Raw genomic sequence first — 11749 nt, forward strand, 5'->3', positions numbered from 1 at the left:
AATGGTGACCATGACCACTTTGCAAACTAAAGAAGATGCCGCAGCCCTTATTGAAAAGGAAGGCATTGAGTACGTATCCGTACGATTTACTGATTTAATTGGCGTTCAGCAGCACTTTACTGTTCCTGCTGACGAGTTCTTACACAGCGCTTTCACTGATGGAATGGCGTTCGATGGTTCTTCAATGCAAGGCTTCCAGGCTATTAACGAATCAGATATGAAGCTTATTCCAGATGTTGACACTGCTTATATTGACCCATTCCGTAAGCATAAGACTCTGAATGTTGCTTTCTCTATTGTTGACCCTGTAACAGATGAGCCATATTCTAGGGATCCTCGTCAGGTCGCTATTAAAGCAGAATCCTATTTGAAATCAACTGGCATTGCTGACACTGCAAGCTTTGCCCCTGAAGCTGAGTTCTTCATCTTTGACAAGGTGCGTTTTGCTAACGACATGCAGCGCTCCTTCTATGAGGTTGATTCTAACGAAGCTCCTTGGAATTCTGGCATCGACACTGAAGATGACGGTAGCAACAATATTGGTTTTAAGAATCGAGTAAAGCACGGCTACTTCCCTGTGCCACCAGTAGATCACAATCAGGATTTGCGCGATGACATGGTTTACAACTTGCAAAAAGTTGGTTTGATTCTTGAGCGTTCTCACCACGAAGTCGGCGGCGCAGGTCAGCAGGAAATCAACTACCGTTACAATACGCTTGTTCATGCTGGCGATGATTTGATGAAATACAAGTATGTGGTTCATGAAACTGCTGCTTTAGCTGGTAAGGCTGCAACATTTATGCCAAAGCCAATTGCTGGAGATAACGGCACTGGCATGCACTGCCATCAGTCGCTTTGGAAGGATGGCAAGCCATTGTTCTATGCGGAAACTGGCTACGCTCAACTTTCTGATATTGCACGTTGGTACATTGGCGGCTTGATTAAGCACGCTTCTTCTGTGCTTGCATTTACGAATCCTTCGCTTAACTCTTACCATCGCTTGGTTCCAGGATACGAAGCTCCAGTCAACTTGGTTTACTCTGCTCGTAACCGTTCTGCAGCTATTCGTATCCCTCTTGCTGGTACAGAACCTGCTGCTAAGCGTATTGAGTTCCGTGCACCGGATCCTTCATGCAACCCATTCTTAGCATTCTCCGCTCAGCTTATGGCAGGTTTGGATGGTGTTATTAACCATATTGAGCCTCCTGCCCCTGTTGATAAAGATTTGTACGAGCTTCCTCCAGAGGAGCATGACGGCATTAAGCAAGTTCCTTCTTCGCTTGGTGAAGCTTTGCAATCTTTGGAAGAGGATCACGACTTCCTTATGCAAGGCGACGTATTTACTAGCGACTTGATTGAAACTTGGCTGAATTTGAAGCATGAGGAAATGGATATGGCTCGCTTGGCTCCAACTCCACTCGAGTATGAGCTTTACTTCCACATCTAATTTGCAGCTAAGTTAAGATAAGCTAAGCTACTCTAACGAAAAAGCCGGCCCTACGATTTCGTGGGGTCGGCTTTTTGGCGCTCAAGCAGATTGTCGCGTTAGCTGTTTATTTTTCAGCACGTATTTTACATCAGCTTGAGAGGCGACCTTCGAATCATGACTAACAACAATCACACATTTGCCATGCTCTCTAGCAGCATTTTTTAATATTGCAATAACTTCTTTAGTCGTTGCAGGGTCAAGACTTCCAGTAGGCTCATCAGCCAAAATTACCGGCGCAGAAGATACTAAAGCTCGTCCAATTGCAACACGCTGCTGTTGACCCCCAGAAAGTTTAGTGACGTTACGATTTGCTTCTTCTTCAGTTAATCCAAGATCTATTAGCACTTGAACATCAGCATGTGAATTTACTAATCGCAAATTTTCTAATGGCGTCAAATAGTCAATAAGATTAAAATTCTGGAAAACAAGTGAAATATGTTTTTTGCGATGCTCAACATATCCCGTTTTTGCAATATTTTCACCGTTAAAAAGCACTTCGCCACTATACGGAGTATCTAATCCAGCTAAAAGCGAGAGCATAGTAGACTTTCCTGCTCCAGAAGCTCCCATGATACTGTACATTTTGCCAATTTCGAAATCTGCATTCACGTCATTTAGTACCGCAATATTTGCAGGTCCGTAAGTGTACTTCACATTTTTTAATTGCAATAAATCCGACATAATAAGCTCCTTATTTTTACATAATTTAAATATGATTTATAAGATTTGTTTCATTTATACGATTGCGCTGTTTGTGATTGTGTTTTTAGTAGAAAATTCACATACGCAACTATATTTCTGCTAACTCATAGCACTTAGTATTTGCCGAGGCTTCTTTATTAATATTGGCAGCACTGCAACAAGTAATGCGACTATTGAAATAAGCAAACCAATAACAAAAGCAGCAAGAGTTTGCAACAATGGCAATACTGGCATACCATCCGCAATAAATGACGAATCAGCACTATGCAAAATCGCAGACCCAATAACGCCAGAAAAAGCAGCACCGAAGCCTAGCGAAATGACGAATGACACAATGTTGAGTATCGTTATTTCAACAAGCAATTGACTAACTATTATTGCTCTAGATAATCCAATAGACATAAGTACGCCAATCTCGTGCATACGTCCTCTAACCCAGAACACTAATACAAGTCCAAGCACTAAAATACCAACAAAACTTAGTGCCACAAAAATCATTCGCACAAGTTGTTGCACAGAGTTAACCGAGCTTATTACATCAGACAATTGCGAAGCATTCTGCTCTACATCCGCCCACTTGCCAGCAATACTTTTAGTCTCCCGTATTGCACTAGCTAATAAATCAGAACGCTCGACAACACAGCGCAAAACACCTCGCTTAGAAGAGCCAGCCAAAGACAACGCCGAACTTAAGTCAGTAAATATGCGATTTTCTGAAGTATCCGAAGGAAGTGCTCCTTTAGTTTGCAATTTGCCGGCAAAAATGCCAACAACACGAACTTTTACATTAAACCCCTGCTTAAGAATTATAGTAGAACCAATATTAAGATTATTCTTCTTAGCAAAATCACGATGCACTATTGCTCTACCAGAAGAACGATTAGTAATATGCTCACCCTGCTCTAAACGGTATAATCCCTCTTGAAAACCCTGAGACAATCGAGAATCTGTTGTGCCAGTAATTCCAGCAGCATGAGCCAAAACATCATCGTCTAGTCTTGGACCCTGCGCAGGAAGCACAAGTTGCTTTCCAACAGGCACAGCTAAAACATCGCGCTCTTCCACTACAGTTTTTACGCCCGAAATCGCAGCAAATTTACGAATTTGACTAGAGTCAATTCCTTCATTCGCGCCCAAATCTTGTGGAATTGGAGAATTAGACGTAGCAACAGAATTAGAATTTGTATTACTTTGCTCTGGAAGAGTTTCACCTCGAGTTTTTGCTCGTACAGTAAAACCTAAACCAATACTGGATTGAATACGATCCCTAGCACCTTCAACAGAAGCACTGATACCAGCTTGTGAAACTAGCGCACTTAAAACAAGAGTCATAATCAGCACAATTATTGCGTTACGTCGAGGTTTGCGCAATATTGCAAGTTTCGCTCGAGCACATAAAGAAATTACTTCACCATTCATAATGTTACTCACTAACTTTTCAAATAACTTTCATACGACGAATTATGAAAACTATGCCGCCAAACAGCATAGTTTTACTTTTGCAATCCGAGGAGCTCACGAGGAGATTTGCATATAATTGGCAAATAAGACAACACAACTGCAATAACGATTACTGCACCAACAATTGTAGAAACTCCGACAAAACACTGAGCGTCTACTTGTACGCTAAGTGTTTCCAAAGTTTTTGTTGCCAAAGTTGATTCAAGATTTCCACCAGCTTGACCCATATTACTCAATTCACGGGCCGCTGATGATTGCACAGAGCCAAGAGCAACATTAGCCATCAACGGAGCTATAACTTTTGCAAAAAGGTAACCCACAATCAACGAAGGTATTGAAATAAGCACAATCTCAGCAAGATATTGACCAACTATAGATAATTTGCCAGTGCCAATTGCAACGAACACGCCAATTTCATTACGTCGCTCATTCATCCACAGCAAAAGCACTAATGCCAAAGCAATAATAGCGAATGATACAACAGCAATTGTTGTAACAGTCATTATTGAGCGCACTCCCTTTGCTGCTTTCAACAAACCAGCAACGAACTGATCGTCACGAGTTAGTTGATAGTTTTGCAAATCAATAGGCAATTTAGCAGCCTGCGCAATAATATTATCCGCATCCTCACCGCGCTTTATTCTAAAACTTGCATCCTGATATATTTCTTTTCCAGGCTCATATTTGTATAATTCGCGAGTAGTTTGCAAATCCGTATACACGGTATTAGCTGTCAATTCCGCCCTAGTTGCGACTTGACGCTTATTTGCTCCGGCATAAATTCCAACAATACGAGTTTTTACTGTTGCTGTTGATTGTTGAATATTGTCAGCATCGTAAGGATTAGCGCGAAGCGTAAGAGTATCTCCTACATGTAATCCGTTAGCTTTAGCGAGATCTTCATGAATCAGTGATGCATGAACGTTATTAGCAATAAGATGCTTGCCTTTAGACATAGTTATTGCTTTTGTTTTAAAAGTATTTAAACCAGTAGAGTCATTCGTCCCTTCAATATTAACGGCATTTCCAAACTGCTGCTCGCGCTTTTGATCATAATCCTGAACGCCTGGAATTCTTGCCGCTTTAGCATTAACTAAATCCGCTGTTACATTTTGTCGAACAACGTAGGAAGCAATTCCATTTAATTTTGCAATTGCCTGTACATCTTTAGGTTTTACAGTTCCAGCTCCTCTAGGAGTTCCAGGGTTTATTTGAGGGTTATTTGCGAGCACAAAACTAGACTCTGCTTGCGCTTCAACTTTTTCTCCTTCTCTACCTGCAGCACTTGAAACTGCAGAAGTAGAAAATAACAATGTCGAAATAAGAAATACAATAATGAAAACTATCGCTGTTTTTATTCGTTTCCTCAGAATGTAGCGTATTGCACGAGAGATAAACGTCATCGACTACCTTTCTTCATTGAAAAATAACTTTATATAGTATGCGAACATACGATATGCCAGTATAGCATATACGCACTTATAATCGACATACGAAAAGCCGACCCTACGATTTTGCGGGGTCGGCTTTTTGTTACTAACACAGCATTCAGGCAGGTCGGAGTGCTGCACGAGTGTCCAAAGCGGCAACGAGTTTTATTTAATACTTATCCTTAATAATCTTGTTCTTGATATGTATTGTTCTCAAACTTAATATTTACGTCGTTGCCTTTGATTTTAAATGATTCGTTGATATAGAATCTGCTTACAGAATTACCATCATGCCATTCGTCTTCGTTACTAGCCTTACGACGGAACTCTACAGTTTCTTCAAATCCTTCTGTAGAGAAACTTCCACTTTCTGGATCAATGGATGTAAGTTTAGGATATCCGTTAACACTTCTCTTAACATCTGAATATGAATAGTCGTAGGATGTAAAGAATCCTAAGTTCTTCTTACGCAAGGAGGTGCCAAAAACACAAATCTTTGCAGGGACTGCTGATCCATTTGATGCACTAATGCACTGCTTAATTTGCTTTTTAACAGCACTGGTAATTTTCTTCTCTAGCTTCTTGCTAGCACGTTAACTTTGATTTTTTAATCCTGTTTGGAATATCTAAATACATAATGTTTACACGAGGATACAGCTTATATGACTTAAATATAAGCCACTCAGTTTTAGGATAAGAGACTTGAAGCGACATTTTATTCTCTTTCCCATTAATTCTGTAGGAGACTACACTGGAATCAAAGCTAATGTTGGTAATTACTGGATTTTCAATATGATTTTTAGCTTTGCTGCCAACTTCATTAGTCAAAAGGATGCGAGAACCTTCTTGAATATCGTTAGGAGACCAGTCAACAAGTTTGCTTGCTTCTGTAAAGTTTCCGCTTTCCAGAGCGTTCACGTATTGTTTAATTGTAGCTTCTGGAGAATAAACATAGTTCTGAATTGCATAATATGCAGTACCAAGAGCTACCACTAAAACTCCAATTATGATAAGGATGATTTTATTCTTTTTGCTCATCTTTACTGAAGCTATATCAGAGTTATTTGAAAAATTCGCGTTATTTACGTTATTTACGTTATTTACGTTATTTGGCAAAACGGTGTTATTAGTTTGCGTCTGATACGTATTTACAGCAAACTGCTGCGCTTGAGATTCATACTGATTAAACTGCGCCATTGGCTGCTGTGCATTATCCTCTACTTTTGCGCCACAATTTGAGCACCACGTTGAGCCACTATCTATAGGGCTTCCACATTGAGTGCAATTCATATTAACTCCTAATATTTCACAAAAGTGCTTAGCATATTATTCATACGCTAAGCACTTTTGAAATAAAATTTTTCCAAGTTATTTTTATTTTTAAGTTATTTTGCTAAACTGACGCAAATTTTACGAAAAACACTCTATTAAAAAGCTTTTATAGAATTATTTAATTAGATTAGCAAAATTCTTTTAGTGCAATAAAGCTCCGTATATTGCGGAAGAAATAGCACTTGTTACGATTCCCATGGTGACGAAGAATACGATAATAAGAATTATCGCAGCCACCAACACGTAAATAACCCACAACCATTCGCGATCTATCTTACGCGTGCATTCAGCGTGAGATACGAAGGAGAATGGAAGAAGCATTGTCAAGAATCCTGCAAAGATTTGCAAGAACACAGACGGAGTCGAAAGAGTAAGAATGCCAAGCAATGCTGCGCAAATCTGAATTGTTACAATCGGAACCATCTTCTGAGCGAACTGAACATGCAACTGGCTGGCAGACATTGGGTCACCAAACATCTTTGCACCAATCAAAGCCACAACGAATGTCATGTAAACGCTAATCATTGCTGCGAAGAAAGCGGCAATGAATACAGAAATAGGCACGGAAACTCGTGGAGCAGAAATAGAACGCTCCGACATTGACGAAAGGAAGTTAGCACCAGCATCAGTAAAAGAGTTGAAAATGTTGACACCAGATTGAACCGTGAAATAAGTTTGGATTGCAGATACAAGAGCGCTAATTACAAACACAAGCACAGCGTACAAGCTAGATACATGGTACTGCTGAGAAGGCTTCTTAATTGCACTAATAAGCCAATGGAAGAAGTCCACCATCTGTTCAGAATTAATCTGATTCGTTGGCTGAGTATAGTGAGGAGCACCTTGCATTGCTGGAGCCTGCTGCATCATCGGTTGAGCTGGCTGAGTTGGGTGAGTCATTTGCGGATTCTGCTGAACAAACATTAGCTGAGCTGGCTGCTGGGACACAGGTTGCATTGGCTGCATTGGTTGAGCCATTGGCTGAGCCTGAGACACAGGTTGTACAGGCTGAGCTACTGGTTGAGCTACTGGTTGAGCGGCTTCAACATTATTACCGCAACCCTTACAGAACTTTGCGGAATCGTTGTTTGCTGTACCACATTGAGAACAAACCTTCATTTTTCTCTCCTTTATTCAATGTAGTAAATACACGCGTTTAAGCAGTAAATTACAAAAACACACATGAGTATTCTATAACTACTATTGAAATGCACAAAACGACACTGCAATAATTTTTAAAACTTTAAAATCATATTGCAAAACCGAGAGTGCGAGCTGCAGCTACTGGAACTGCTTCATCTGCCCAATAATCTTCAAGATTTTCGTCGGTAGAAAGCGAACGCATTTCCGCACGATCAATATAAAGTTCGCCGCGAAGATGATCAGTTTCGTGCTGGAAAATACGCGCAGGCCAACCGTGCAAACGCTCGGAATGTTGTTTGCCGTCCTCATCTTGCCAAGTTGCCTGAACGTCAAGCCAACGCTGACGAACAGCCTGGTAGCCGGAAACACTTAAGCAGCCTTCGTAAAAACTGCGAGTTTGCGTACCAATAGGCTCATAATGCGGGTTAATAATCGCTCTAAACGGAAGCTCTGCAATGTCACGAGGATCGTCCTCATCATCACGAACATGATCTTCAATAACAGCAATAGCAAGACCAAGACCAATCTGTGGAGCAGCCAAACCTACGCCTGGAGCCTCCAGCATTGTGCTGTGCATAAGAGAAATAAGTTTTGTGAGAGTAGCACGTGTAAGCTGGCCGTCATATGCCACAGTGCGCTGGCGAAGAACAGGCTCACCTGCTTGCACAATCGGCAAAATGCCGTCTTCTGTAGCGGAATCAAGCAAGCGCTCAACAGCGCGACTGAGCTTAGTATCAACACTTGCGTGATGCGTAAACATAGGACTCCTTTTCACCGTTTTAAGTAACGCGCACAGTAACGCGAAAACATACAAAATCTACATGCTGCGAGCAGAATTTGAAAGCCGCACTAAAGATATAAGTGTATCAAAATTATTTGCGCACTGCTAGAGCCGACTGAAATGTAAGCAAATAGCAGGCGCAAAAAATAAGTAAGCTTATAGCTTCAGATTATCGACCACAACTTGAGCAAGACGAGCACAAACCTCATCTGCCTGAGTTTGAGTTGCAGCCTCGCACATAACGCGCACAAGCGGCTCTGTGCCACTAGGACGCAAAAGCACGCGACCTGTATCTCTAAGAAGCTTCGATTCTTTCTCAACAGCTGCAAGCACAGCTGCGTTAGTTTTCGAAGCCATTTTATCTACATTTGGCACATTTACAAGAGCTTGCGGAAGCTGCGGGAAGTCTGCAGCCATTTGCGAAAGTTTCTTGCCTGAACGAACAACTTCACGGCACAAAGTCAAAGCAGTAAGCGTACCGTCACCGGTTGTTGCAAATTCGCGATTAATAACGTGACCAGACTGCTCGCCGCCGAGTGAATAATCGTGCTTAAGCATTTCTTCCAAAACGTAGCGATCGCCGACGTTTGTTTGCACTGTTGAAATGCCCATATCTTTGAGCGCAAGCTTTAAGCCAAGATTGCTCATTACAGTTACAACGAGCGTATCGTGATTCAGCTTACCTTCAGCCTGCTTTGCGCGAGCAAGAATACCCATAATTTGATCGCCATTAACCATATTGCCGTTCTCGTCAACAGCTAAGCAGCGGTCGGCGTCACCGTCAAAAGCCACGCCTAAATCAGCCTTAGAAGCTTTAACCATGGCTTGCAGCTGCTCAGGATGAGTCGAGCCTGCGTGATCGTTAATATTGTAGCCGTCAGGAGAAGCGTTAATTACGATTACTTCCGCACCAGCGCGACGAAGAGCTTCAGGAGCAACAACAGAAGTAGCACCATTCGCGCAATCTGCTACAACACGCAAGCCTGCAAGAGGCTTTGGACGCGTAGTAGAACCATTGCTTAAAGGCGCAACAGCAGAAACTAAATGATCAATATACAAGTTAGTAGCTGTAGTAGTATCATGGCTGACTCGACCTACACCAGCACCAGTTGGACGCTCCCAATCTTGACCAAGCACAGTCTCAATCTCATCTTCCTTGCTATCTGGAAGCTTAAAACCTCCGCGCGCAAAGAATTTAATACCGTTATCTGGCATAGGATTATGCGACGCAGAAATAACAGCACCCATTTCAACGTTAAGCACGGAAGTGAGGAAAGCAACGCCAGGAGTTGGGATAATTCCAGCATCAATAACATCAAAACCGCCAGCACTCATGCCAGCAGCGAGAGCAGAAGCTAGAAAATCACCAGAAACACGCGTATCTCTGCCAATAAGCGCGCGACGGCGAGCGTGAGAGGAAGGCTCGCTTTCATTAGAGCTAGATGCAACCGGCGCGTGCTTATCCCCTAAAACGCGCACTGCAGCATCACCCAAATCTAACGCAAGTTGCGCTGTTAAATCTCGGTTCGCCAATCCACGCACACCGTCAGTACCAAACATTCTTGGCATAATAAAGCCTCTTTCGCAAAAATCACTTCATCCTGCGCGCAAGCAAACAACATCGCATACTAGCGCGTCACACACTGTTTGCCATCTTACTCGTAACATTACATAACGCGCTATAAAAAATTTCTCCGCACATGGTTGTGGTACAAAAGCCGGAAAAACTCCGGAAAATGTTCCACAAATTGGCCAACGCTCGCGCGGTTAACGCTCTCGCTGCTGAGCTTGCGTGGAAAGTCCACTGGACTTTCCACCTGAGCAAGCTCACGCTCCGAGTTGCTTTCGCGCGCACAATGCTGCGCGAAAGCAGGTCGTCGCGCAAAACTCGCGCCACATTAATTAAGGCACTAGCACAAGGAAGCGTTGTAATGCTGTACCTTAAGCGTGCGGCGAGAAGAATCAAGGCTGCCGAGCACCATGCGACGCAAAGCCTGATCTGCATCAGCATGAGCCTCAAGCCACTTTTCACCGTGCTTAACCAGCTCCTCAACCGGCGCATACACAGGATACAAGCCTTCGATCAAAGCTTCAGCCATGTGGAAGGTGCGGTTCTTCCAAATCCACTCAACTTCAGCAAAGTAGCGATCAACGTAAGGCTTAACCAAATCGCCTTTAGCAGTGCTTGCAAAGCCAGCAACCACAGCGCCCATTTGCATATTCGTCAAATCGAGATTACGCAAAGCCTGTTCAAAAGCCCAATCCTTAGCTTCTGCAGTTGAGCGAGCTGCACGAGCCTGGTAAGCGTATTCGCGATTCTCAGTCGTGTCGCGCTTTTGAAGTTCCGCGTCAATTCCAGCTTCGTCCAAAGCATTCACGCCTGCGAGTGCAATAAGAATGCTCCAGCGCAAGTCGTTGTCGATTTCCAAGCCTTCCAGATTCACGGAACCGTCAAGTAATCCGTTAGCTACGCGCAAGAACTCGGCATCTCCAACTTCGCCGTATCCAAGATAAGCCTTAACGAGCTGGAATTGTTCATCGGAACCAGCCGAAGCTGCCAAAGCCAACTGCCACAATTCGTGAGCAACATGTTTTGCAACTTCTGCTTGACGCTCTGGAACAACGTAGTGGCTTGCAGTTACTTTCACTTGACCAAGAGCATAGCGGAAAGTAGTTGATTCTCGCTCAGTTGCCAAAGCTTTAAGGCTGAGTTCCACAAAGCGTTCTGCTGGGAATTCTGCGTCGCGAGTCATATCCCACAATGCGAGCCAAATAAGCGAGCGAGTCAAAGAATCCTTGAAACGATACAAGTTTTCGGCAGCAAATTCAAGCGACTTTGCGTCAAAACGTAGCTTCGTATAAGTTAAATCGTCGTCGTTTACAAGAATAAGCGCAGGCATTTTCTCGCCGCGCACCTCAACAACTTCCGTCACTTCGCCGTCAACGTCAAGTTCGATTCGCTTTGTGCGCTTAATTTCACCAGTTGCTTCGTCTACATTGTAGAATCCAACAGCCAAACGGTGCGCGCGAAGAACAGGATGCTCAGCTGGCGCGCTCTGATGCAAACGCAAGGAAGCAATAGTGCCGTCACCTGCTTCTTCGACTTCAGTAGAAATCGTATTAATTCCAGCCTTTTCAAGCCATTGAGCACTCCAAGCCTTCAAATCGCGTCCGCTTGTAAGCTCTAACTCGTGCAACAAATCAGCCAAAGTTGCGTTGCTGTATGCATGCTTGCTCAAATAGTTGTGGATTCCTTCAAAGAACTTTTCGCGACCAACATACGATACGAGTTGCTTCAATACAGAAGCACCCTTTGCATAAGTGATGCCGTCGAAGTTGACGGAAGTGTCATTCAAATCGTTGATTGGAGCCACGATTGGGTGCGTTGTTGGAAGCTGATCTTGATTAAGT

General features: G+C 43.1%; 10 protein-coding genes. 1 reads left to right on the forward strand and 9 read right to left on the reverse strand.

What is annotated here, in order from left to right; all coding sequences use genetic code 11:
• Positions 1–10: 10 nt before the first annotated feature.
• On the forward strand, positions 11–1447 hold the full coding sequence (gene glnA / locus D0T18_RS03970; protein WP_004109385.1) for a type I glutamate--ammonia ligase: 1437 nt from the start codon (positions 11–13) through the stop codon (positions 1445–1447).
• A gap of 81 nt (positions 1448–1528) precedes the next feature.
• Here the strand turns inward: glnA and D0T18_RS03975 are convergent, their stop codons facing one another.
• The 9 genes from D0T18_RS03975 to D0T18_RS04020 form a co-directional block, all read right to left on the reverse strand.
• Complete coding sequence (locus tag D0T18_RS03975; RefSeq protein WP_116440517.1) at positions 1529–2170, reverse strand: ABC transporter ATP-binding protein; 642 nt, start codon at positions 2168–2170, stop codon at positions 1529–1531.
• Between the two features lie 120 nt (positions 2171–2290).
• A complete protein-coding gene (locus tag D0T18_RS03980) occupies positions 2291–3610 on the reverse strand; it encodes an ABC transporter permease (protein WP_004109382.1) in 1320 nt (439 codons plus the stop codon).
• A gap of 74 nt (positions 3611–3684) precedes the next feature.
• On the reverse strand, positions 3685–5055 hold the full coding sequence (locus D0T18_RS03985) for an ABC transporter permease (RefSeq protein ID WP_116440518.1): 1371 nt from the start codon (positions 5053–5055) through the stop codon (positions 3685–3687).
• Between the two features lie 209 nt (positions 5056–5264).
• Positions 5265–5555, reverse strand: coding sequence for a hypothetical protein (locus D0T18_RS03990; protein ID WP_102703226.1), 291 nt, complete (start codon positions 5553–5555; stop codon positions 5265–5267).
• A 112-nt stretch (positions 5556–5667) separates the two neighbouring features.
• Positions 5668–6372: a zinc ribbon domain-containing protein gene (locus D0T18_RS06950; protein ID WP_240318281.1), complete on the reverse strand. Its 705-nt coding sequence runs from the start codon at positions 6370–6372 to the stop codon at positions 5668–5670.
• Positions 6373–6555: 183 nt separating this feature from the next.
• Positions 6556–7533, reverse strand: coding sequence for a DUF6574 domain-containing protein (locus D0T18_RS04005; RefSeq protein ID WP_116440519.1), 978 nt, complete (start codon positions 7531–7533; stop codon positions 6556–6558).
• A gap of 130 nt (positions 7534–7663) precedes the next feature.
• On the reverse strand, positions 7664–8317 hold the full coding sequence (locus tag D0T18_RS04010) for a peptide deformylase (protein WP_004127356.1): 654 nt from the start codon (positions 8315–8317) through the stop codon (positions 7664–7666).
• A gap of 177 nt (positions 8318–8494) precedes the next feature.
• The gene (glmM, locus tag D0T18_RS04015; protein ID WP_116440520.1) at positions 8495–9907 is read right to left on the reverse strand and encodes a phosphoglucosamine mutase; all 1413 of its coding nucleotides are present in this window, start codon (positions 9905–9907) and stop codon (positions 8495–8497) included.
• A gap of 341 nt (positions 9908–10248) precedes the next feature.
• Positions 10249–11749, reverse strand: a 1501-nt coding sequence (locus D0T18_RS04020) for an ERAP1-like C-terminal domain-containing protein (protein ID WP_205411948.1), incomplete at its 5' end; no start/stop codon positions are given.

This window comes from Gardnerella swidsinskii (genome assembly GCF_003397705.1).
GTDB classification, from domain to species: Bacteria; Actinomycetota; Actinomycetes; order Actinomycetales; family Bifidobacteriaceae; genus Bifidobacterium; species Bifidobacterium swidsinskii.